This is a genomic window from Spiroplasma endosymbiont of Diplazon laetatorius, assembly GCF_964019625.1.
In the GTDB taxonomy this organism is placed as follows: Bacteria; Bacillota_I; Bacilli_A; order Mycoplasmatales; family Mycoplasmataceae; genus Spiroplasma_A.
Map to the genome: position 1 here is coordinate 465,250 of NZ_OZ026458.1, position 24,787 is coordinate 490,036.

A 24,787-nucleotide genomic window follows, 5' to 3' on the forward strand; every position below is an offset into this window, starting at 1 on the left:
TTTAATATATTTGTATTAATTATTTACGTGATAGTGGTAAGTATTCTGCTAATTTATGGCATTCATTATTTGATAAAATCAAAGCATTGATTTTGAAAAACAAAAATTTTTAAAATTAGTTTATATGTCTTGATTATTATCTTGATTATTATGAGTGGTATTTTTGTTATTTGTCCTTTTAAATATTTTAATTATTAGTCAAACTATTTTAAAAACTGTAATTGTGGATAAATGAAAAATAATAAAATAATATTTTAAATAAAAAAGATTAAAAAATGCATTAAATAAATAATTGCTTGATAGATAAAAAAATAGAAGATCAAAATAAAATAAGTATAGTAAATATAATAGATTCCCATAAAGTTTCATTATTAAAAATTCAATATAAAAATTTTATCTTAAAATACTTATTTAAAAATAATGAAGCTTTTATTCCAATAAAAATTAATATTGTAGGTAAAGTACTTACTCCAAAAATATATAAAAGTTTTATTATGCTGCTTCATTCCATATTTCAATTATATATCAAAATAAAAAATAGAAAGAAGTTGATCCAATGACTAAACTAGTTATATTAGAATCACCAGGTAAAATTAAAAAAGTAAGTCAATTTTTAAAAGAAATTGACAAAAATAACAATTATATTGTTAAAGCTTCAATTGGACATGTTAGAGAACTTTCAAATGAAAATGACTTTAATATGGGAATCAATCTAAAGCAAATGATGCCAATTTATAAAATTTCAAATGATAAAAAACAAGTTGTAAATGAATTAATTGAACAAGCAAAAAATGTAAAAGAAATAATTATTGCAACAGATCCAGATAGAGAAGGAGAAGCGATTGCTTTTCATTTATTTGAAATTTTAAAAGAATATAATAATAATTTTAAAAGAATGAGATTAAATGCCATTACAAAAGAATGTATTCAAAAAGAGTTAAATAACTTAAATGGAATAAATCAAAGTTATGTAAACAGTGCTCTTACAAGACAAATTTTAGATAGAATGGTTGGATTTAGAATTTCTCCAATTTTGCAAAAAACTACTGGAGCTGCAAGTGCAGGAAGAGTTCAAAGTGCAGTGTTAAAAATATTGTGCAATAGACAAAAAGAAATCGAAGTTTTTGATAAAAAACAATATTTTTATATACAAGATGAAACCATTAGAGACATTGTTTTTAAAAATTACGTTTATAATGAAAATAACAAATTAGTAATTAATAAAATTTTTGATAAGCAAAAAGCAATAGAGTTAAAGAATACTTTAACTGATAATTTTGTTGTAAAAGAGATAAAAGAAACTAAATTTGAAGAAAATAACTTTAAACCATTTTCAACAGCGGACTTATTAAAAGCAGCTAAATCTAAATTAAAGTTAAAAACTAAAGAAACTACTCAATTGGCTCAAAGTTTGTATGAAAAAGGATTAATAACTTATATTAGAACTGACTCTAATAATTTAGATCATGAAACTGAACAAAATTTAGTTAAATTTATTATTAATCATTTTGGACAAGATAAATTGGACAAACTTATTAAAACTCAAACTAAAGAAACAGATCAAGAAGGACATCCTGCAATCACACCAACCCATTTTGAATGACTTGTTGAAAATATAGATAGTCATTGTAATGATCAATTAAACGATAAAGAAAAAAATTTATACTGATTAATATGGCAAAATACTATAAATTCAATTTATCAAAAGCCTAGTGGTATTAAAAAAGAAGTTTTCTTAGAAAACAATAAAAGTATTTTTTATGCAAATTTAAAACAATATACTAGTAAAGGTTACTATGAAATTGATAAAAGTTTAGAATTAGCTAAAAAATTGAATTTAATTACTTTAAAGATGATAAATTGAATGCAAATTGTTTAGAAATTATTCAAGATTATGATAAAACTCCAAGTAAGTTAAATGAAGTTAGTTTAATTGAACAACTACAAAAATTAGAAATTGGTAGACCCAGTACCTATAAAACAGCAATAGAAGTAAACGTTTTAAGAGGTTATGTTGAGTTGGAAAAAACTAAAGCTGAATCAATGACAGTTAATGAATTAGGTTTAAAAGTTAATAGTTTTTTAGAAAAAAACTTTAAAAGTATTATAAATCTAGATTTTACTAAAGATATGGAAAAAGATTTAGACTTAATAGCTAATAATAAAATAGTTGATCATAAACAATACTTGAAAGACTTTTATTTAAAATTAGATAATTTATCTACTAACTATAATTTTGATGGTCTAAGGTGCTCAAAATGTCAAATAGGCTATATTTTAGATAGAGTTAGCAAAAAAGAAACAAAGTTTAAAGGTTGTTCAAATTACCCAAATTGTGATTTTATTAAGTTTAATCAACCAGATTATTCAAATAATAAGTCATGTGAAATTTGTAAAAACGGTTACATGATCGAAAGAAGTTATACTGATAAAAAAACCAAAAAAATTAAGAAATTTATGGGTTGTTCAAACTATCCAAGTTGTAAAAATACAATATTTTAAAAATAATTTATTTTTATTATAATTCAAAATTTAATATAAAATAATGAAAAAATGTGTATTTAATGGCAAATTGATGTGAAATTTATACACCAGTTAAGGTTGTTAAAAATATACTTAACTTAGTTAATTATAAAGATTCTAATTACAGTTTACTTCAAACATCAAAAATTGCCAACAATTTTAAAGCTTATAATATAAAAAAAATAATACATATATTTAATTTAATTATCATCACTTAAAACTTTGTCAATAATCAAACTACTTTAAGTTAAAAAATAATAAATTTTAAAAAGTATATTTTATTTATAATGCTATAATTAAAATATTATAAGGAGAACAAAAAGATGGATAAATTAGTTTTAAGTAATTTACAAGATTACATTAACAAACACATTGAGATGCAATTAAACTGTTTTAATTTAAGTAAAAAATGTGATGAATTTGGTTATCCAGGGTTTACACATTTTTTTCAAGTACAAGCTCAAGATGAATTTTTACACCAAAGAAGAATTATGAATTATATTTTAAATAATCAACAAGATTATAAAATAGGTTCAATAGAAATAAAAACATTTGAATTAAAGAATATTGAAGGAATATTGAAGGAATATATTAGTTTAAGAAAAAATTTTATAATTATGACAAACGAGTTTACAAATAATGCAAAAAATAAAAATGATTTTGCAACAGTAAAATTTTATGAGTGGTTTGCAATTGATTTTTATGAAGAAATATCAGAAATAAACGATTTGCTAGATTGAATTAAGATGTCTAATGGAAATCATTATGAAATAGATAAAAAAGTATTAAAAAGAGAAAACCCAGTTACATTAGAAATAATTTCACCTTTTTCACCTCATTTAGATTAATTTAAAATAAAATGAATTAAGAAATTCTAAAATAATAAATAATACTTATGTTATACTTAAATCAAGGTAAATAGAGCACTAGCAACGCTAGGACTCTATTTTTTTGTTTAAATCAATATTTTATGTAACTAGCTATTGCTAGTTTTTATTTTTTAAAATTAGAAAGGAACTAAAATATGAATATTTATAACATGAAATCAATATTTCCAGGAGATTTTCATTTATTTGATGATCAAAAAGGCAATTACAAAAAGGGTGATTTAAAAATAAGAAAAGTAATAAAAATTAAAAATGTTGATAATAACTGAATTATTATTGGTATTTTAAGCAATAAATATAAAAAAGAAAAAACTATAAAAATTAAAACTACTAATAAAATTTATAAAAATAGTGTTTTAGTTGATACTCATAATTTACAAATTGATGACATTTACATTGTTCATAAAAAAAGACTAAGAGAAAAAGTAGGAAATATTGATCAAAAAAACTTAGAAGAAATTAAAAAAATATCAAATAAATACTTATTTGAATGTAAAGAAAAATCTTTATTTTTAAAAATGGTTGAAAATAAAGAAATATATAAATTAAATTTTGATGAGCAAAAATGGTGAGAAGTTGATAAACAGTTAAGTAAAAAAATAAAGAAAAATATTTTAATATTGATCAAGTAATATTGAGAAATAATTTAATTGATAATAGACAAAAAGAATTAAATAAAGATATATTATCAGTTACAAATCAATTAATTATTTTTACTAAAAAAGCTAAAAAAACAATTGAAAAGATTAATTTGTTAAATAGTAAAAGTTTTTTAGAAAATAAAGATAAAAATTTACAAAAACTTTATTTTGAATTAGCAGACAAAAAAGAAAAATTAAAAATAGAAGTTAGTGTTTATAAAAAACAATTAAATTTATACAAATTAGAAAAAGAAGAAAAAAATGAGTATATTAAAAAACTTAAAAACAAGATAAAAGAATTAAAATAAATGAATGCTATTTATAAGATTCAAAACAATAAAAACATTAAAGAAAATGAATATGATTAATTTATAAAATGTTATGATTTAATTATGTTTATTGATATTAAAATTCTAATATAAAAGGAAATAAGATGGAAAAATTTGAAAAATTAGATGGTTTAAAAGTTTGTATTTATATAGAAACTGATGAAGGTAGATTAAATTTAGCAAATAAAGATGATTTAGAAAAGTTTAAAAAATATAGTGAAAATTGAACAGATCAAGAAATAAATGATTTTATGAATAATATAAATGAGACTTTAGATAAATTAGAAAAAGAGTTTGATAAATAGTTATTTAAATAACTATTTTTTAATAAAAGTAAATAAATAATGTTATTGTTTTTATTCTTTAAAACATTATCTTAAAAATATTAATTTAAAGAATAAATAAAAAAATAAGTATAATATAGATATTGTAAATAAAATTAAAAAGGTTGTGAAAAAAATGAAATTATTATTTGCATTTTGAATATTCTTAAATACTTTTTCTTTTTCTTTTTCAAATTATAAAATTCTTAATGAAAATCAATTAGATATTATTAACCTTAATTACCAAAATAGTCAATATAATGAAAATATTAGTTATAAAAGTTTGATTATTCCAAATAAGCAATATATGTATTATGGAAGATTGCTCAAATATTATTATTCTAATAATATTTTTGTATCAGATAACGAAATAAATCAAATATCTAAAAATATAATAATTAGTGGAGAAAATTCAAATATTTATAATTCTTTATTTATACAAAATTTAGTAGCAACTACAATAATGCCGAGCATATATGGATCAAGTAGTGATGCTGAATTTTTTGCAGAAAGTTTTAGTAAGTGATTGAATACCGATAATGAATTAAGAAATAAAAGTTGGGAAGTTACAAATAATTTTTATTTAAAAATTTTGCCTGAAATTATAAAAATTGGTGGTTTAGTTGAGGGCGAATATGAAAATAATCAAACAATTTCACATAAAGCCATTGAATTAATTAGTGAAAATTCAAATTTAGTAAAATATAATACTAAACTTTCACAAAAACCAAGCGATTCCCTAGAATTAAAATATAATAATTCATCTATAATTTGAACTCAAGAATATTCAAATAATGCTCTAAATTATATTAAAAATCAAGTTGAATAAGAAGCAAAAAGATCCATAATAATTAATGACATTTCAATAATCAATATAACTTCAAAATGGATGAATGATTCTTATACAAAAGCATCAAAAAATTCAATTGATGAATTTAACGTTTTTAATGAAAATCATTTTTTTAATTTTGATAATCTCGATAGGAAGATTGCAAATAATTCAAAAGATATAAATAGTTATAGTTCGGTTTGATTTTCACATGTATTTAGCAGCATAGAAGAAGCATATTTAAAAAGTACTCCTAATTTAAATTCTGATGGAGAAAAATGAACAAAAGAACACACCAAACAATTAAAAGAATTAACATTGAAACTTTATAATGTTCTTTTCAATCTAATAAAAAATGAAACATGAGTTCAAAATATATTATCAGCCCTTATAATTAGTCCAGATTTTCCTTTAGTTAGTGATGATAGTTCTCTAATGGAAAACGTTATGGGTTATACAAATACATCTTATTATGTTGATAGTTCTAATAATTTTTATAGCACCGCTTATTCTTATATAGTAATTGCTGGCCCAAGTCTAACTTTTCAAAAATTTAATTCTCAATATAAAAATGCTTTTTGAAGTAGTCCAAATAAATTTAGTGTCTGAATTCATGAAATGGGTCATGTTGTAGATGCTTTTGGAAGTAAAACTATAAATTATAGATCTATTAATTATTCAAAAAAACTTGATTATAAAAACTTGTATAAAGGACAATTTTTTGGTGATTATATAGTTTCATCAAGTGGACCAATTTTAATTTGAATTTTTGCAACTTTTTCAGGAGTTACTATAATTATAATTGTTGTTTTTTATCTTGTTAAAAAATGCAAAAAAAAGCTGTAAACTTTAAAAATTTTTTTATTTAAATATGTATTATATTTTATTTAGTTCATTCATACAAAAATCTAGAAAATTATTTAATTTATATTTATTTACTTTTAATCATTATTATGTATTATGTTATACTTAAATCAAGGTAAATAGAGCACTAGCAACGCTAGGACTCTATTTTTTTGTTTAAATCAATATTTTATGTAACTAGCAGCTGCTAGTCTTTTTTATTTATCATTATTAAATTTTCCCCAGGGAAAATAGAAAGGAAATTTTAAAAATGACATTAAAAAAATGCTTAATTATTTAGAAAATGAATTATCAGCTAATTTTTTAGCGGACCATTATCAAGATAATGTAATAAAAAAGAAATAGTTTGTAAAAATGTATATTTTATAAATAAAAATAAATTAATATTAAAAGCAGAACCATTATATATACATGAACCTTTTACAATGTTAAATGATTGAATTCCTTTAGATGATAAGACTAGAGAATATAAATATGATAAAAAATTTTTATGTGATTTTAAAATTTTAAAATTAAAACCTAATAAAAAAATACATATTAAAGAATCAGTTATGAATATATACTTATTTACAAAATAAATCCAATTTCTAATAAATAACTTTTTAGATTATCAATATTTCCAAGTATAATTCTTTGATTTCTATAAAAAAGTGCTTAATTTCTTGTTTTTAGATTATTTTTTACATTATTTTGAGTGTAAATAAATCCAAAAATATTATTTTTTGATGTTTTTTAACTATTTCAACTAATTTAGTATATGTGTTTTGAACATAAGTGCAGGATTTTTTTCTTGTGTGATATTTTTTTTAAAGAATGATTAGTTTTTTATTTCTTGCAAATTCGTATGAAAATTTTATTTTTGAAAAAATAGTAATATAATAAAAAAATAAGGTTAGTAGGGTGGGCAAGTTGAAAGAAAGGAAATTTAAATATGGTCAAATTATTAAGTTTAATAGGCTCAATTAGTTTAAGCACTAGTGGTGTAACACCATTAGTTGAAATTTCAAAAAATTTAGTTACAATAGAAAAAAGTAAATCAATTAATTTAAATATTGTTGATGGTAATTATTATATTTTTAATACATTTCCATATTATTTTGTAGATTATAATACATGAGCAGTTGCACCTGCTTTTATAACAGGACAAGCAGCAAATGCAATCATTAAAGCTGGGGTGAGTGGAGTAAATCCATATGATTTTGAACTAGTAAGTTCTTATAATATTACTGCAGATAGAGAATTAAATGAAGATGATTTGTTGGGAAGAACAGGATCTGGTTCAATTCTTGTTGAATCAATTTTAAAACCAACCGATGCCGGAGAAGAAAAAGGATTGTATGGAGAAATGAAAATCTATACTGAACTTAATTATGATTCATTAGATTTGTCAATATTAAATGGCCAAATAACACCAGGTTATGTTTCGGGTGTCAATGAAATTGAAAAAATTTCTATTTATGTTCACTCAGACATTTTTGAATTTTTTCTTAATTTTTATGAATATCCAACTTTCCAACACGTAAATTCTGTTGAAACTTCAAAATTCTTATTTAAAAGTGGAACTACTGACTTATTTGGTCAAGAAGATTTAAATGCAATGAAAAATGGAGAAGAAGTTTTGTTGGATTTTTGACTAACACCAACTGTTGAGGGTAAAGAGAGAGGAATTTATAATAAAGCAAAAATGACTCTTAAATATGTTAAAAATGATTTAAATAATTAATTAAAATTTATATTTTTTAAAATAGATACTCTATATTATTTTCAATGCTATAAATATTTTAAAAATAATATAGACAAAAAAATAAAGACTATGATATAGAAATGTAATTTTAATGTTATACTTAAATTAAGGTAAATAGAGCACTAGCAACGCTAGGGCTCTATTTTTTTGTTTAAATCAATATTTTTTGTAACTAGCAATAGCTAGTTTTTTATTTATTCTTATTTAATTTTCCCTGGGGAAAATAGAAAGGAAATATATGAAAAAAGCACCTGGTGTTATTTTTAAGACTTTAAATTTTAATCAACCAATTGATCCAGTAACAAAAGAAGTAAGAAATAAGAGTAAGAAATCTAGAGATAATTACTATAAATCTGGTGACTATTTAAACTATATTTCTAGACCTGATGCTGTTTTTAATCTAGATATAGATGATGAACAAGTAAAACTATTAAATACTTTAAGAACTGGATCAAAAGAAGAAAAAGTTAAATATAATAAAATGCTTGAAGAAATAAACAAAAACTTTAAAAGTACAGGAATTTATTCAAAAAATGGATTAATGAGTATAGAAGAAGTAAAAGAATTAAAAAAAGATATGAAAAACTTAGATGATAAACAAGTTTTTTGAGATACTATTATCTCTTTTTCAGATGATTTTATTAAAGAAAATAATCTTTATACACCTGAAAAAGTTCAAAAAGCACTAAATGTTGAACTTAAAAGTTTTTTTAGTGATAATGGTATGGACTTTGAAAAAGTAAACTGATTTTTTGCAATGCATACAAATACCGACAATAATCATATTCATTTGGGTTTTTTTGAAAAAGAATCTACTAGCTATGAATATGTTTTAGACAGTAATAAAGATAAGGTTTTAAATAAGTATGGAAAACCTAAAAGAAGAAGGGTTTGAAAACAAAATGGTATGCTTTATTCTAAAACTGAATTTAGAGCTGGACTAGATATAAATATCAGAAATCAACAAAAAGACAATTTTAAATTTTTAGAAAGTCAGCGTAATTTAAGAGATAGATTTGAAATATCATGAAATCAATTTTCTAACACTATAAATACTTCATGAAAAGATGCAAAACAAATTTATGTTGATATTAATAAAAGCAAGGTTAATTTAATTGATAAAATTGAATTATTTTCTAATCAATTAAAACAAAAATTAAAGCTAAATTTTGGAAGTTTTAAAGATATTCCTTTAAAGAAAATTACTTATGGATCTAAATTTATAAGTGATCTAGATAGAAAAAAATTAGATGAAATTACTTTAGATTTTATTAACAGTGATATTAACTTAAAAAAAGAATATGACATTTTTATTGAAGAAAATAACAAAAAAGCAGAAGAGTTTTGTCAAATTTATTCAAACTATGAATTAGAAAATGTTGATCTAGAAATTGAAGAAAAAAACTTTATTTTAACTACACAAGATTTATTAAAAGATGAAAAAGATTGAAATTTAAAAGATCCAATTGAAAAAATTAAATATAGAAAACTTAAATATAGAAATGAACATATAAAATCATTAAATGCTCAAGGTTATTTTCAAGGTATTTTACCTGCTTTTGGAAATAAAATATTAAAAAAAATTATTTGAAATTGAAAAAAAGAAAAATATAAGTCTAAAAGAAGTTATGTTGGAAGTAATTTATTTAATCCAAATGGGATAAGTAACAACAAAAAATACTTTTCTTCTCTTTTATATATGCCCAAAAACTTATTTCAAATGATTCAAAAAGAGAAAAAAAAGGCAAGACAATCTGCTATGAGTATTATAAAAGATGAAACAAAACAGAGAAATAGATTAATTAAGGAAAGAAGGTTTTATAATGGAATTGATTATTAAAATAATGTCATGTATGTATGCACTATTTTTTGTATTTTTTATTTATTACTTTTATAACTATATTCGCTTAATACTAAAATTAAAAAAGATTAATAAAGAACAAAAAGTAGATGATGCATTTAAAATGAAACAAAAGAAATTAAAAATGAAATCATTAGTATTATGAATAAGTTTTTTATCTTTATTTTTAACTTTTGCAGTAATTACTTATATATTAGTTTATGCATAAAAGTAATTTAAAATGAATAAATGGTTATAGAAAATTTATTTTAACTATATTATCAATTATTTCAGTATTTACTATTTCTCTTTTAACAATTATTTTATTATTTATTACAATTTTGATTAAAACAAAATTTAATTTTATTATAACAATAGAAAAATTTAGATATTTTAATTTCAATGATGAAACAACTTCGATTATCTATATTATATTTATCATCTTATGTGCTCATTTTAAAGGTAAAAGTAAACCTAAAAATTTAGTAAATGAAGCAAAAGAAAAGGCATTTGGTAGAGCTAGTTGAGATATAAATGAATATGAAAACCCAATTAGCATTAATGTAAAAAACAGAAATCTGCAATTAACTAAATTTGAAAAAATATACAATAAAAACTTTACTGAATCTAGTTATATTACAAGAAGTGAAATTGATTTTAAAAATAAAACTCTTAATGTTTGGGGTATACCTGTCAAAAAAGCAGTTCACACTATTACTATTGGTTCAACTGGTAGTGGAAAAACTGAAAGAATTATTTATGTTTCAGCTTTTGCAAATTGTCAGTTAGAGTTTGAAAAAAAACCATGTATGGTGTTTTCAGATCCAAAGAGAGAATTACATGCAAATTTAGCTTCAATTTTAGAAGAACAAGGTTATGAACAGAAAATTAAAAAATCAAAATATTAAAGAAATAGATAGGTAATTTAATAATGCATCAAAATAATCATTATATACAGAAAGCTTTTATTAAGGAATATTTTAATTCAACTAATTTATTTGAATATAATCATAATAAGATAGTAAGTAAAAATGTTAAAAATATTTTTACAGAAAATAAATTATATTTAAAAACTAATGGAGATAATTCATTGGAAATAATGTTTGATAAGTATATTGAAAATGAGGGTATAAAATTAATTAGAAAAATTGGAAATAAAGAGTGAAATGGAGAAATTACTAGGTTAGAAAGTTATAAAATTAGAAAATATTTTTTAATTCATTTTTTAAGACATCCAATTTGACTTGAAAAAGAAAGAATTGACAAAGATTCATGGATTGAAATGATAAAAAAAGTCATTGAAATAGATGTCGCTTCTCTTATAAAAAAGGTTGATATTGATTTATTTCATTTAGAAGAAGAAGATTATTATATATTTTGGTTTATAAAAGGAAGTATAATGCAATTTTGTGATTTGGAAAAAGAAAATGATTTTTTATTACCAGCCAATTTATGTAATCAAAATTGTATAGATTGAACGAAAAAAAACAATAGTTTAGCATCTGAAGTTTTAAAAGTAAATCCACAAGATTATATATCAATTTATGGAATGGTTAGTAATAAAAGACTGATTGTATTATCTAGTACAATATTAGTTACATTAATTAATAAATTATTATTAGATAATATAAATGGTATTGATAAAAATAATTCATTGAGTATAAATATCCCAGGAATTGATCAAATGATAGGCTTTGAAACACCTGAAATTAAGCACAAAAATAATAATTTTAAAAAATCTAGTAATTATTCAATTATAGGTAGTAATGATAATAATTTCAGAAGAAATTTTACAGAATATGATGAAGAGGACATTTTTAAATATAGAATAATTAAATTGAATAGAAAAAATAATTGAATATATAAAATAAATATGTACAAAACTTTTAGTTATGAACCCTTTATTTTTAAAGATTTAATTAGCCAATTAAGTGATCTTGAATATATTGAAAAGAGTTTTAATGAGATTAAAAGTCTAAAAGAATATTTTGGTAATTCAGAAAATGATTTTATAAAAAAAGTTAAAGATGAAAAGTTTGAACACAAATTTTTCATCTGAAAAAATATACCAGATGATTCTTTTAGAGAATTAATGTTTTTTAAAGAAAAAATAATTGAAATGATTAATAATAAATCTAAATAAGTTCATTATTATAAAGTTTTTAATTACTAAAGCCTATTTTTTATATACAACCTCAAAATCATAGATACTTTATATTTGGGTTTAAATTTGTTATAATACTAATAATTGACTAACAAAGGGAGAAAAATATATGCAAGTAAAGAAAATTATAGTTAAAAACTTCTTGAATCCAGGAGAACAAAAGTTTGTTTTTAATGAAGATCAAGTTTTAACAAGAGGTATTTTCCATAATCCAAGCGAAATTCCAATGATTAATGATTTAATCAATGGTTCATGAATTGAATCAACATTAAGTTTTGAGAAATATTACCCAAAATTTGCTAAAAGACTTAAAGTTAAAGATATGGACTTTCAAATAGATGCATTATTTTACTTAGAAAAAGAAGAATTAGATGAACTTAATAAGATATTAAAAGGTCTTGGTGTAAGTAAACCTTATAAATCAAGAGCTTATTACTACTCAATTAAATGTGTATATCCATTTATTTTTCCAATAGTTAGTTTAAATCCAGCTGAATTCACTAATGAAACTCCAATTGGTATTGGAAATCATTATGAAAAATTCTTTAAATCAAGTCTAAACAAAAAAGATATCTTAACAATAATGGGAGTTTCTGCTGTTGGTAGAATCAGAGATAGATACTTTGATTATAAAAATATGAACGTTAGAGAAGATCAAAAAGTAATTTACAGAAGATATTTAGATGTAATTAAATCAACATATAGATATGATGAAGAATTTATTAAAAAATTAGGTCAAGCAATTTACAACATTGATGATGGAGATATCATTAATTATGCTGATGAAGTTGAATTCTTCTTAAGAAATGATCACTTTAATAATTTCTTAGACACAATTCCTTTATTAAGAGAAGATGAAATGCTAAGAAATGACTTTGCAAAATTAATATTTGATGTATATTTAGTAGACTTAAAATGAATTTATTCAATTAGAACATCAAATGACGTTGTTGAAATTAGAAAAAACATATTTGAAAATCATTGTGAAAAAGCTCTATATTCAAAAGAGTTATTTAATTTCTTTAAAACAAAATTAACACTAGACAAAAAACTATTTGACTATAGTGTTTCAATTAACCACTTCCATAATGACTTAGATGAAACTGTTGTTTATAAAGGTGAAGCTCAATTTGAGAAAATCTTTGAAAAGGGAGCGGTTGAACCTAAATTTGTTGAAATCAAAGATCCTAAAAAAATCAAAGATAAAAAAATAAAAACAATGAAAGAAAAATTGAAAAAAACTAAAAAAGAAGAAAAAACTACTGAAAAAGTTAGAAAAGAAAAAGTCAAAAAAGTAATGAAAGATACTAAAGTGACTAAGAAAAAAATAGAAAAAGAAAGTAAAATAAAAAAAATAGATAAATAATAAAAATTATTGTTTATAGTTTATCTATTTTTTTATGGGGAGATTTATTATGGCAGAAATCAAAGAAACAGATATTTTATCTAACATTGTTGATAAACAAAAGTTATATAAAGCTGCAAAAAATACTAAAATTTCAAATGAAGATACTCAAAGATTCATTGATTCAATTTTTGGTAACTACTATTTAGATAATGACAATGTAAACTTCCTTGTAAAGAATGGTTACAACTTTTTCTTATTTGAAGACGAAGAATTATGTTTTTGTTTAAGTGGAGAACAATTTAAAGATTGTTGTAAAGCTAACATGGTAGAAGAAAAAGATGATAAATACATTCCTTTCTTAAAGGCAATTATTAATTTTGAAAACTACAATGAATACTTGGACTTTTCTTCAAAATTATATGAAGAAACTTATGCAAGATTAGGTGCAAACGAAAAATGTAATTTGCCTTATTGTGAAAATAAAGCAGTAGAAAATAAGCTTTATAATGTAGATTTTGAAGAAAATGATTTTGTTTCTTCAAACAAAAGAAACGTATTTGATAATAATTACCAAATGGGATTCTCATTCTTTAATAAAGTTAAAAATGATCAATTTAAATACTTTGGTTTCTGTTATCAACACTTTATTAAAATACAAAATATTGAAATGACAAAAAAAAGTAGTGATGAAGATGTTTTAACTTTAAACTTCACAACAGTTGTTTACAAACTTTTTATTGCCAGAGTACAATTAGAAGCTTTAAAAATTGAATTTAGAAAATTCTTTAACTCAATTAGTCAAGAAACAATTAAGCCTTTAAATATTTATAATCTAAAAAAAGTATCTAATCATGTTTCTTCTTTAATTGATACTTATAATTTCTTTTTAGATTCATTAAAAGGTGATTCTAAAAATTACGAAATAGTTAAATTTAACTTGCCAAAAACAAAGAACTTTAGAATCAAAGATGTTTTCCAACCACAAATAACACCAGAAAACTTTAAAGTTGTTAACTCAATAAATAATTTCTTTATGTCTGAAAGTTTTGCAACAATAGTTATGAACGGAGATAAAACAAATTCATTTATTACAATGGTTTATGATAAAACAAACCAAAATATGAAAGACTTTTTTGATCAATATTTAAAAGTTGTTCAATCAAAAACAAAAAGTGAAGCTGCATTCATTTCAAACTGTGCATTGATTTTAGCTGATAATATTATCTTTGATAAAGAATGATTCGATTCTCTTCAAGATCAAGAAAAAAGTTTATACTCAGCATTAAATAAATTTAGATTCCAACATCCAAATATGGGTCAAGAATATTTAAAAATGAAATTTTTTGCTGGATTTAGTAAAGGAAATAATTTTTTTTAAGAAAAAAGTAGGGGTACTTTAAATAATGACAGGAATAATTAGTTCTGAAGAAATTTTGGACAAATTAACCAATTTAATGTTGGTTTTAAAAAATCAACATGTTTTGATTAATGGTCCAGAAAGATCTGGTAAAACAACTTTAGCAACTACGTTTGCAGATACATTAAAAAAAGATGGATGAAGTACAATCGTACTAACTCCAGATCAATTTGATTTTTCAAAAGACTTATATGAACAATTCATTTCAATTTTATTGATGGGGATTAGAAAAAAAGTTGGAGAGAAAGAATTTTTATCATTTTTAAAAAGTAGAAATTTAAAAAACATTGTAAGAAAAAAAATTAAAACAAATAATAGAGCTGTTGCTTTTAGATATTTTTTTAATCAAAAATATATTAACTATGATATTGATAAAAATGAATTATTGAATACTCAAACACTTATAGAAATAAATGAAGTAATAAGTAAGTTACATATCAATTTATTATTAATATTTAATGACTTTGAAAGTTGTGATTTAGTTTCTGACTTGAGTGAGTATAGAGTTATTAGAAAAATAAAAAAATATTTAACTAATGCAAAAATGATTACTACTTTTAGTTTTACAGATTTAGATTCAATTTCAGAAGATATTAAAGTTAAATTAAGTAGAAATTTTGATAGCATAATTGATCTTAATAAAGAGAGATTAATGTTTAAACACCCTAATCTTCAAGTAAACCATTTCATTAAGAAAATGAAAATTCATGATTTATTTTTAATAAATTCAATCAACGAAAGTTTAACACTTCCAGAAAAATGATTGAAAAGAAACTTTAGATTTCATGAAAAATACGAAAGTAAGATTCTTTACTTTGATGAATTATACTTTGTTCTTTGATATTTACATTATTTAAGAGTTGAAAAACCAAAACAATTCAATATCATTATTGAAAATATTAAATTGTTTGATTTTTTAAGAAGAGATATTCTTTCATCTGAAGAAATAGATAAAAAACATAATTTAGGAAATTTAAAATACATTAAACTACTTCTAAAAACAAGAGGTTATGAGTTTGAAACTGACAGTAAGTATTTTGAAATTTTAAAAATGATTGATATGCCTTTTAAATCAGATAATCCAATTTTAATAACTATTGAGCCAAAAAAAGATATATTAAATATAGTTAATGAATATGCATTTATGTTTATCTTTGATTGTGTTTTTAGTAATGTAGAAAACGTTATTGAAAATGATAAAGCAGAAACTCTGTTGGTTCACTTTGAAGATGATCAAAGAGAACTGGAATTATTTGCTCGTTGTTTAAATCCGAGAAGTTTAAAACAAATAACAACTTCTAAAGATAAAGAAATATATGACTCAAATGTATTTAAAATAATAAGTGATTTAATAAATAAGATATAAAAAAACACCTTAATTGGTGTTTTTTTATTAGATTGAGTGTTCTCAATCTATATTGTTTTCCTCTGCTTTATTTTTTGCATAACATTCATCACACACAAATATAGCGATTTCATCTTCGATGTTTTCATCATAAACATAAATTCTTTTTTTGTCCATGAAGTTTAAGTCGTTGTTACAATCAAGATTTTGACATTGTTCTTTCATAGTTTCATCTCCTTAACTACATTTTACTAGATATTAATAAAAATTAAAGTAATCGCTAAAAGGGTGGGTGTAAAAAATACCTTAAACACTACTCTGTAAAGCATATTTTAATTTTAGGAAAAAATAAAAATGCAATTAACAATTGCATTTTTATACTAGAAATTACTTGTTTTTAATATAACATAATCAACTTTTTTGATATCGTTTAAAGTTTTTCCACCTGAGTAAGAAATAGATGACTGAAGATCTTCTTGCATTTCTCTGTAAGTGTCCATTAATTTTCCTCTTACTTTAATTATCTCTTTTTTACCTTCAACATATCTTTTTTCACCTTTGTTGTATTCACTTGCACTACCATAATATTCTTTAAATAATTCACCATCAACAGTTACGTTAGCTCCTGGTGATTCTTCATGGGCTGCAAATAAACTACCAACCATACACATTGTTGCTCCAAATCTTATTGATTTAGCAATATCTCCATTTACTCTTAAACCACCATCTGCAATAATCGGTTTATGAGCAGCTTTGCTACATCATTTGATAGCTCCAAGTTGTCATCCACCAGTTCCAAAACCAGTTTTTAACTTTGTTATACATACTTTTCCAGGACCAACTCCAACTTTAGTTGCATCAGCTCCTCAAAATTCAAGATCTCTTACTGCGTGAGGTGTTCCAACATTACCTGCAATAATAAAAGTTCTATCTTGTAAGTGTTTTCTTATGTGTTCGATCATATTTTTAACGCTTAATGAGTGCCCGTGAGCAATATCAATTGTTATATAATCTGGTATTACATTATCTTTTGCTAATTTTTCAATCAATTCGTAGTCTTCTTTTTTAACTCCAACACTAATTGATGAAACTAATTTTGCATCGTTCATTCTTTTTGTGAAAGCGTATGAATCCACATTGAAACGGTGCATTACGTAAAAATGTCCTTCTTTTGCAAGCATTTCACATAATTCTTCATTTATAACTGAAGCCATGTTTGCTGGCATTACTGGCATTTTAAAAGTGTTTTTTCCAAGTTTTACTTCTGTGTTACATTCACTTCTTGAGTTAACTACACACATACTTGGTATAAGTTGTATATCTTCATAATCGAAAGCGTACATTTATATTTCTCCTTGTTTCCTATGAGATTATAGCAATAAATTTAAAAAATTTAAAAAATTTAAAAAAAAAATTAACCAAATGGTTAATTTCTAAAACATTTTAGCAGCTGAAACGATTTTATCTGCTATTTGGTTGATTGCTTCATCTGGATTCATTGTTGAAACTGGAGCTATTTTTGTTCCTGCAAATAAAATAGGTTCATTTACTTTTGCACCAACAAATTCTCATGTTCCTTTTAAGAATTCAGTGTGATTTCCTCATGGATATCATCCAAAAGGTGCACCTTGAGTTGTTAATATTTGAACAGTTAAGTGTTCTAATAATCCTTTAGCATCTCCTTGTTTTACATATTTATATGAAAATGTTTGATCTGCTAATAATACGTGATCTAAATAGTTTTTAATTAGTCCTGAAACGTTAAAGTTATTCATTGGACTTGAAATGATTACTTTATCAACTTCTTTTAATTGGTTAATGTATTTTAATGCATCTTGTTCATTAAAATATGTACCAAAATTATCTCTTGATAGAGTTTTGTGAGCCATTTCTTCTTTGTTTAAGTCTAAATTAATGATTTCATCATTTGGATTTAAAGCTTTATATTCTTCAACAAATCTATTTGTTAAAGATAATGAAAATGATTTTTCGGCAGGACTAACTGTTCCTGTTATTACTAAAACTTTTTTTGACATTTTTTATTTCTCCTTATATCTCTTTAATTTTATATTTAAATTTGTGAAAATAATTTCATAATTTTAATAAATTAAATATAAAATATTAATTGAATATAGAGGTACATTATGGAAAAAGTTACAATAATTATCATTGCTGGGGGTAGTGCAAGTGGTAAAACAACTGTTGCTCACACAATTGCTAATGAAATTTTTATAAATAAGCCAGTAACTCACTTATCAATGGATAGTTATTATAAAGATTTTAGTGATCTTACTTTTGAAGAAAAACAATCATTAAATTTTGACCACCCAAGTTCGTTAGATATTAAGCTTCTTTGTAAACACTTAGATGATTTAAAAGAATTTAAATCAATTGAGGTTCCTATTTATGATTTTAAAACTCACTCACAAATAGGTGAATTCACTACAGTAGAACCATCAAATGTAGTTATTTTAGATGGAATTCTTTCACTACATGTTGAAGAAATCAGAAAAAGAGGAGATATTAAACTGTTTATTAGAACAGATGATGATATCAGATTCATTAGAAGACTTATGAGAGACGTTAATGAAAGAGGAAGAAAACTTGATGATGTTGTAAATCAGTATTTAAACACTGTAAAACCAATGTATAAATTCTTTGTGGAACCTTCAATTGACTATGCTGATTTAATAATTCCATACTATGAAGGAAATAGTATTGCAATTGATATGGTAGCTGCCAAAATAAGCAGTTTACTTAAAAAATAAACATTTAATATGAAAAGAAAATGAGTTGATAAACTCATTTTTTTGTTTAAATTTTTCTCATATTAAATGTTTTTTTCAATAAAAATAAGAAAAAAATTACCAAAACCCTTTATTTAAGGGGTTTGTTTATAAAATTGACATTGATTATTTAAATGTGATATATTATGTTTAAATGGAATAATGAGGTATTAATATGGCTGAAAATAATAAGAATTTATCTTATACAGAAGATAGTATTCAGATTTTAGAAGGTTTAGAAGCAGTTAGAAAAAGACCTGGTATGTACATTGGATCAACAGATTCAAGAGGACTACACCACTTAGTATGAGAAATTGTTGATAACTCAATTGATGAGGCATTGGCAGGAATTTGTACTGAAATTAACGTTTCTATTGAAAAAGATGGATCAATTACTGTTAAAGATAATGGTCGTGGAGTTCCAATTGGTAAGTATAAAGGTACAAATCAATCAACTCCAGAAATCATATTCTCAGTTTTACATGCTGGGGGTAAATTTGGTGGAGATGGTTATAAAACTTCTGGAGGACTTCACGGGGTTGGATCATCTGTTGTTAACGCGCTTTCAAGTAAATTTAAAGTAACTATTAACAGAGATGGACTTGTTTCTAAGATAAAATTTGCAAATGGTGGAAAACTTGTTGAACCATTAAAACAAATTGGAACAAGCAAACAAACAGGAACTTGTGTAAATTTCTTACCTGATGAAACAATGTTCTCAACTACAAAATTCTCATTTTCTACAATTAGCGAGAGATTAAAAGAATCAGCACTTTTAAATTCTGGACTTAAATTAACACTTAAAGATAATAGAAGTGACAAATATGTTGAATACATTTATGAAAATGGTTTAACAGAATTTGTAAATGAATTAAAAGGTGATCAAAAAGCTCTTTGTTCTCCAATACTTTTAAAAGGTAGCGAACAACAAATTGATGTTGAAATTGCTTTAACATATACTACAGACTTTTCTGAAACTGTTTTAGGTTTTGCAAACAACGTTAAAACTAGTGATGGTGGAACACACATGACTGGTTTCAGATCTGGATTAGTAAAAGCGCTTAATGAATATGGAAGAGCTCAAAGCATCTTAAAAGAAAAAGACAAAAGATTAGATTCTTCAGATATTAAAGAAGGTCTTATTGCTATTGTTACAGTTAAAATACCTGAAAACTTGATTCAATATGAAGGACAAACTAAAGGTAAATTAGGAACTAGTGAAGCAAGAGTGACTTGTGAAAAAGTTACAGAACAAAACATTAGTTTTTGATTGCAAGAAAACAAAACTATAGCTATTTCTATTATAGAAAAAGCTCTTTTAGCAAGAAAAGCTAAAGAAGAAGCTAGAAAAGCAAGACAAGCAGTTAGAGATCAAAAAACTAAATCAAAATCTAGAACAATGCTTGGAAAACTTACTCCTGCCCAAGGAAGGAACAAAGAAGACAATGAATTATTCTTAGTCGAAGGGGATTCAGCGGGAGGAAGTGCAAAATCTGGAAGAGATAGAAAATTCCAAGCAATACTTCCTTTAAGAGGGAAAGTTATTAATGCTGAAAAAACTAAATTAATTGACTTATTAAAAAACGAAGAAATAACAACAATAATAAATGCTATTGGTGCTGGAATTGGGAGTGACTTTGATTTAAGTGATTCAAATTACGGAAAAATCATATTAATGACCGACGCCGATACTGATGGAGCACACATCCAAACATTATTACTTACATTCTTCTATCGTTATATGAAAGAGTTAATAGTAAATAAAAATATTTATATTGCTATGCCTCCTTTATTTAAAGTAACTACAGGTTCAAATAAAAAGGACTTTATTTATCTATGAACGGAAGAAGAATTAGCTAGTTATATGAAAAAAGCTAAATCAAAAGTTGAAATACAAAGATACAAAGGGTTAGGGGAAATGAATGCTGACCAACTTTGAGAAACAACAATGGATCCAGAACATAGAAAACTAATTCAAGTTACAATTGACGATGCACTTGCTGCAGAAAATTCATTTAGAACTTTAATGGGTGATAACTCTGAAAAAAGAAAAGAATGAATTGAAGAAAACGTTAAGTTTACACTTGAAGAAAACGTTGAATTTATCTAATTTTAATTAAAAATAGCTAGACAGGTGGTGATGATATATGGAAAACAAATTAACCTTTAATGAAAAGGTCGATATCATTGTGGAAAAATTCGAAGATTACAATAAAATAAACAAAGATATTAAAAGATATGGAGATATTTTTAACACCTTTGCTTTTTCTTATGAAATAAAGAAACCTGATCTATTTTTCGAATTAAAAAGTACAGATTATGATGAAAATAACTTTTCTGTAACATCACTTGCAGCTGAACAGTGAATTGAAATTAACGTTGAAAACGATAATGAAGTTAACTGATTATTAAAAACTATTACTAAATTCATTTCTAAATCAAAAGAAACAATGAAAAAAGCCAGAGAGTTTTCAAAACCTCATGTTGGTATTCTTGTTTATGATGAATTTACAGATTCTTACTACTTGAACCCAACAACTGGACCAATTCTTTTAAAATCAAAAGAAATTGCAAAAGAAATATCTTCAACAAGAATAGATATTTTCAATATTTTCATTAACTTGCGTTCGGCTGTTATTGAAGAAGATAGAAGAGTTGAAATATTTGGTTCTTCAATTGAAGAAGTTATTGATAAAATTAAAGCTTCTTTAAAATCTATTAAATCATCAGCTACAAAAATTATGAAAATAGAAGGTATTCCTAGATATGTTTCTTCAATTGAACAAGAAGGAGAAAGAATATTTTACAATACCTATGCAACTGTAGACTTTGGTCTTGAAGCTGCAAACAAAAACAAAGTTAACGAAATCGACATTGAAGCCGATCTTGATAACTTTGAAGATTTAGAAAAAATTTATGTACAGATAAGAAAAGACGAAGAAGTAAGTAAAAACATGGTTGATTTAGCAAGAAGTTTAGTTTCAAGAAATGATCCTAAATTATATGCGCAAAACTCAACAACAGGACTTTGAACCTTAACAAAAGAAGGTAAAGAAACAATGAAAAACTTAAACATTATTGATTTCATTAATACAGATATTAGTGGAATTGAGTTTGAAATTGATTAGGAGGAAAATATAATGGCAACAAAAGATGAAAAAGGAATTATTAATTTCGCGCTTGAAGACTTAATGGGTGACCGATTTGGAAGATATGCCAAGTATATTATCCAAGAAAGAGCTTTACCTGATGTTAGAGATGGATTAAAACCAGTTCAAAGACGTATTTTATTTACTATGAATGAAATCAATTTAACTCATGACAGAGCATATAAAAAATCTGCTCGTGTTGTTGGGGATGTAATTGGTAAATATCACCCACACGGTGATACTTCAGTTTACGACGCTTTAGTTCGTATGAGTCAACATTGAAAACTAAATATTCCTTTAGTTGATATGCACGGTAACAACGGTTCTATCGATGGAGATAGTGCAGCTGCCATGCGTTATACTGAAACAAGACTTGCTAAAATTTCAAGTATTATTTTAGCTGACTTACAAAAAAACACTGTTTTATTTGCGCCTAACTATGATGATTCTGAAAAAGAACCAACTGTTTTACCTGGTTATTTTCCAAATATCTTAGTAAATGGTGCTACAGGTATTGCTGCAGGTTATGCAACAAATATGCCACCACACAACATTAATGAAGTAATTGATGCAGTTATTGCAACAATTAAAAATCCTAAAATTAAATTATCAGATATTTCTAAAATAGTTAAAGGTCCAGATTTCCCAACTGGTGGAATTGTAATGGGTCAAGAAGGAATTGATTCTGCATTTGAAACTGGTAAAGGAAGAGTTATTCTTCAATCAAAAATGCACAGAGAAGAAAATAACATAGTTATTGATGAAATTCCTTATGAAGTTGTGAAACAAGATCTTGTAAGAAAAATTGGAGATGTTGTTGATGCAAATCCTCAAATAGAGGTTAAAGAAGTTAGAGATGAAACTGATAGAAGTGGTTTAAGAATAGTAATTGAATTATCTGCAAAAGCTGATTATGAAGTTACAAGAAAATTCTTATTAAAAAATACACCATTACAAGTTTCATACAACTACAACAATGTTGTTATTGTTGATAAACAACCAAAACAATTGGGAATCATTCCAATTATCACTGCTTACATTAAACATTACAAAGAAGTTTTCACAAGAAAAACTCAATTTGATTTAGATAAAGCAGCAAAAAGATTAGAAATAATCGATGGATTAATTAAAGCTATTTCAATTCTTGATGATGTAATTAAAATTATTAGAGATTCTTCAAATAGAAGTGATGCTATTGCTAACTTAATGTCAAAACACACATTTAGTGAAACACAAGCAATTGCCATTGTTGATTTAAGACTTTATAGATTAACTTCAACTGACGTTGTTAAGTTAGAAGAAGAAAAAAAAGAACTTGCTTCATTAATTGATGGTTACAAATCAATTTTAAGTGATGCAAAAATATTGGATTCTAAAATAATTGAACAACTTACAGCAACTAAAAAAGAATTTGGTGTTGAAAGAAGAAGTGAAGTTGTTGGAGAAATCGAAAATATTGAAGTTGAAATCAAAAAAACAATTGTTCAAAAAGATTACACAATTTGAATTTCTCAAGATGGTTACTTAAAAGCAATTGAAGACTCACAACTTGGTAAAAATTCAATGGCTGACTTTAAACGTAAACCAAATGATATTTGAATATCACAAGTACCAGCTTCAAGTTTAGACTTTATCTTACTTGTATCAAGTGCAGGAACTTACTATTCAATTCCAGTTTACAAAATTATTCCAAGTAAATGAAAAGAAACAGGAATGCATATTAATAAAGTTGCAACCATTGCAGGTAACGAAAGAATTCTTGCAGCATTTGTTGTAAAAGAATTTAAAGATGCAAAACAAGAAATCTTGTTAGCAACTAAAAAAGGTATGATCAAACGTACTCCAATTGAAGATTTAGAAACAAAAATGTTCTCTAAACCATTTAGAATTATTAAATTACAAAATGAAGATGAACTTGTATCAGCTTCATTAGTAACTTCACAAACAAAAACAGCAACTATGCTTACAAGAAGTGGATTTGCAGTTAGATATGATATTGCAGAAATTCCTTCAGCTGGTCCAAATGCAAAAGGGGTTAAATCAACTGTTGTTAAAGACGAAGATATTGTTGCAGGTAAAGCATTTGCAAGTGGAGACATATTAATAATTACTAACAAAGGTAATGTTAAGAAAATTAAACAAGATCTTGTTCCAATCATGGCAAGACCAAAACGTGGAGTTAGATTATATCCATGAAATAAAAAACGTGATGAGTTTGCAACATTCTTATACAATGTTCAAACAAAAGATATCTTAAACATCTTGGATGAAGAAGATAACTTAACACAATTAAATGTTAAAAACTTTAAGTTTGCTGAATTAGAAGATGTACCTGAAGATTTAGATATGGTAGAAATCATAACTACAACTTTAGAAAAATCATTCATTATCAAAAATGGTGATGTACCTCCAGCTCCAAAAAGTGCTGAAGATGATGATTCAACAAAAGTAGTTGAAGTTAAAAAAGCAGAACCTAAAAAAACTGTTGCTGCTAAAAAACCAGAAGTAAACATCAACGAAGAAGAAACAAGCGAACTTAAAATCGATGTTGAAGATTTAATTTAAAAACACCTTTGGTGTTTTTTTATTTTATTTATG

Annotated in this window: 24 protein-coding genes; 21 read left to right on the forward strand and 3 right to left on the reverse strand. The window is 24.1% G+C overall.

Annotated features, from left to right (window positions below; all coding sequences use genetic code 4):
* Positions 1-556: 556 nt before the first annotated feature.
* The 17 genes from AACL10_RS02225 to AACL10_RS02305 all read left to right on the forward strand — a co-directional run bounded on the left by AACL10_RS02225 (position 557) and on the right by AACL10_RS02305 (position 16,275).
* The gene (locus AACL10_RS02225; protein WP_338985683.1) at positions 557-1,879 is read left to right on the forward strand and encodes a type IA DNA topoisomerase; all 1,323 of its coding nucleotides are present in this window, start codon (positions 557-559) and stop codon (positions 1,877-1,879) included.
* On the forward strand, positions 1,861-2,502 hold the full coding sequence (locus AACL10_RS02230; protein WP_338985684.1) for a DNA topoisomerase: 642 nt from the start codon (positions 1,861-1,863) through the stop codon (positions 2,500-2,502). Before AACL10_RS02225 ends, AACL10_RS02230 begins: the two co-directional genes overlap by 19 nt.
* Positions 2,503-2,564: 62 nt before the next feature.
* Positions 2,565-2,741 (forward strand): hypothetical protein, encoded by a 177-nt coding sequence (locus tag AACL10_RS02235; protein ID WP_338985686.1) that lies wholly within the window; start codon positions 2,565-2,567, stop codon positions 2,739-2,741.
* Between the two features lie 105 nt (positions 2,742-2,846).
* On the forward strand, positions 2,847-3,371 hold the full coding sequence (locus AACL10_RS02240; RefSeq protein ID WP_338985688.1) for a ferritin-like domain-containing protein: 525 nt from the start codon (positions 2,847-2,849) through the stop codon (positions 3,369-3,371).
* A gap of 176 nt (positions 3,372-3,547) precedes the next feature.
* Positions 3,548-4,042 (forward strand): hypothetical protein, encoded by a 495-nt coding sequence (locus tag AACL10_RS02245; RefSeq protein WP_338985690.1) that lies wholly within the window; start codon positions 3,548-3,550, stop codon positions 4,040-4,042.
* A gap of 2 nt (positions 4,043-4,044) precedes the next feature.
* On the forward strand, positions 4,045-4,359 hold the full coding sequence (locus AACL10_RS02250; RefSeq protein WP_338985691.1) for a hypothetical protein: 315 nt from the start codon (positions 4,045-4,047) through the stop codon (positions 4,357-4,359).
* A 125-nt stretch (positions 4,360-4,484) separates the two neighbouring features.
* Positions 4,485-4,685: a hypothetical protein gene (locus AACL10_RS02255; RefSeq protein WP_338985693.1), complete on the forward strand. Its 201-nt coding sequence runs from the start codon at positions 4,485-4,487 to the stop codon at positions 4,683-4,685.
* A gap of 154 nt (positions 4,686-4,839) precedes the next feature.
* A complete protein-coding gene (locus AACL10_RS02260) occupies positions 4,840-5,532 on the forward strand; it encodes a hypothetical protein (RefSeq protein WP_338985694.1) in 693 nt (230 codons plus the stop codon).
* 60 nt (positions 5,533-5,592) lie between these two features.
* On the forward strand, positions 5,593-6,378 hold the full coding sequence (locus AACL10_RS02265; RefSeq protein ID WP_338985695.1) for a hypothetical protein: 786 nt from the start codon (positions 5,593-5,595) through the stop codon (positions 6,376-6,378).
* A 949-nt stretch (positions 6,379-7,327) separates the two neighbouring features.
* The gene (locus AACL10_RS02270; protein ID WP_338985696.1) at positions 7,328-8,119 is read left to right on the forward strand and encodes a hypothetical protein; all 792 of its coding nucleotides are present in this window, start codon (positions 7,328-7,330) and stop codon (positions 8,117-8,119) included.
* 259 nt (positions 8,120-8,378) lie between these two features.
* Positions 8,379-9,980, forward strand: coding sequence for a relaxase MobL (locus AACL10_RS02275; protein WP_338985697.1), 1,602 nt, complete (start codon positions 8,379-8,381; stop codon positions 9,978-9,980).
* Positions 9,964-10,209: a hypothetical protein gene (locus AACL10_RS02280; protein WP_338985698.1), complete on the forward strand. Its 246-nt coding sequence runs from the start codon at positions 9,964-9,966 to the stop codon at positions 10,207-10,209. Before AACL10_RS02275 ends, AACL10_RS02280 begins: the two co-directional genes overlap by 17 nt.
* The gene (locus tag AACL10_RS02285; protein ID WP_338985699.1) at positions 10,202-10,888 is read left to right on the forward strand and encodes a hypothetical protein; all 687 of its coding nucleotides are present in this window, start codon (positions 10,202-10,204) and stop codon (positions 10,886-10,888) included. Before AACL10_RS02280 ends, AACL10_RS02285 begins: the two co-directional genes overlap by 8 nt.
* 23 nt (positions 10,889-10,911) lie before the next feature.
* The gene (locus AACL10_RS02290) at positions 10,912-12,123 is read left to right on the forward strand and encodes a DUF4238 domain-containing protein (RefSeq protein ID WP_338985702.1); all 1,212 of its coding nucleotides are present in this window, start codon (positions 10,912-10,914) and stop codon (positions 12,121-12,123) included.
* A 130-nt stretch (positions 12,124-12,253) separates the two neighbouring features.
* Positions 12,254-13,510, forward strand: coding sequence for a hypothetical protein (locus AACL10_RS02295; RefSeq protein WP_338985703.1), 1,257 nt, complete (start codon positions 12,254-12,256; stop codon positions 13,508-13,510).
* 49 nt (positions 13,511-13,559) lie between these two features.
* Positions 13,560-14,870: a hypothetical protein gene (locus tag AACL10_RS02300; RefSeq protein WP_338985704.1), complete on the forward strand. Its 1,311-nt coding sequence runs from the start codon at positions 13,560-13,562 to the stop codon at positions 14,868-14,870.
* Between the two features lie 25 nt (positions 14,871-14,895).
* Complete coding sequence (locus tag AACL10_RS02305; protein ID WP_338985706.1) at positions 14,896-16,275, forward strand: hypothetical protein; 1,380 nt, start codon at positions 14,896-14,898, stop codon at positions 16,273-16,275.
* Positions 16,276-16,302: 27 nt separating this feature from the next.
* On the opposite strand, the gene AACL10_RS02310 is transcribed toward AACL10_RS02305, so the two are convergent.
* The 3 genes from AACL10_RS02310 to AACL10_RS02320 form a co-directional block, all read right to left on the reverse strand.
* Entirely contained in the window at positions 16,303-16,479 is a 177-nt protein-coding gene (locus tag AACL10_RS02310) for a hypothetical protein (RefSeq protein WP_338985707.1), read from the reverse strand.
* Positions 16,480-16,634: 155 nt separating this feature from the next.
* On the reverse strand, positions 16,635-17,597 hold the full coding sequence (locus AACL10_RS02315) for a GMP reductase (protein WP_338985709.1): 963 nt from the start codon (positions 17,595-17,597) through the stop codon (positions 16,635-16,637).
* Positions 17,598-17,687: 90 nt separating this feature from the next.
* Entirely contained in the window at positions 17,688-18,290 is a 603-nt protein-coding gene (locus AACL10_RS02320; RefSeq protein ID WP_338985710.1) for an FMN-dependent NADH-azoreductase, read from the reverse strand.
* 105 nt (positions 18,291-18,395) lie between these two features.
* On the opposite strand from AACL10_RS02320, the gene udk reads away from it, so the two are divergent.
* The 4 genes from udk to parC all read left to right on the forward strand — a co-directional run bounded on the left by udk (position 18,396) and on the right by parC (position 24,754).
* Positions 18,396-19,022, forward strand: a complete 627-nt coding sequence (udk, locus tag AACL10_RS02325) for a uridine kinase (RefSeq protein ID WP_422398158.1) — start codon at positions 18,396-18,398, stop codon at positions 19,020-19,022.
* Between the two features lie 193 nt (positions 19,023-19,215).
* Positions 19,216-21,150 (forward strand): DNA topoisomerase IV subunit B, encoded by a 1,935-nt coding sequence (parE, locus tag AACL10_RS02330; RefSeq protein WP_338985712.1) that lies wholly within the window; start codon positions 19,216-19,218, stop codon positions 21,148-21,150.
* Positions 21,151-21,187: 37 nt separating this feature from the next.
* Complete coding sequence (locus AACL10_RS02335) at positions 21,188-22,168, forward strand: hypothetical protein (protein ID WP_338985713.1); 981 nt, start codon at positions 21,188-21,190, stop codon at positions 22,166-22,168.
* Positions 22,169-22,180: 12 nt separating this feature from the next.
* On the forward strand, positions 22,181-24,754 hold the full coding sequence (gene parC, locus AACL10_RS02340) for a DNA topoisomerase IV subunit A (RefSeq protein ID WP_338985714.1): 2,574 nt from the start codon (positions 22,181-22,183) through the stop codon (positions 24,752-24,754).
* The last annotated feature ends 33 nt before the right edge of the window (positions 24,755-24,787 follow it).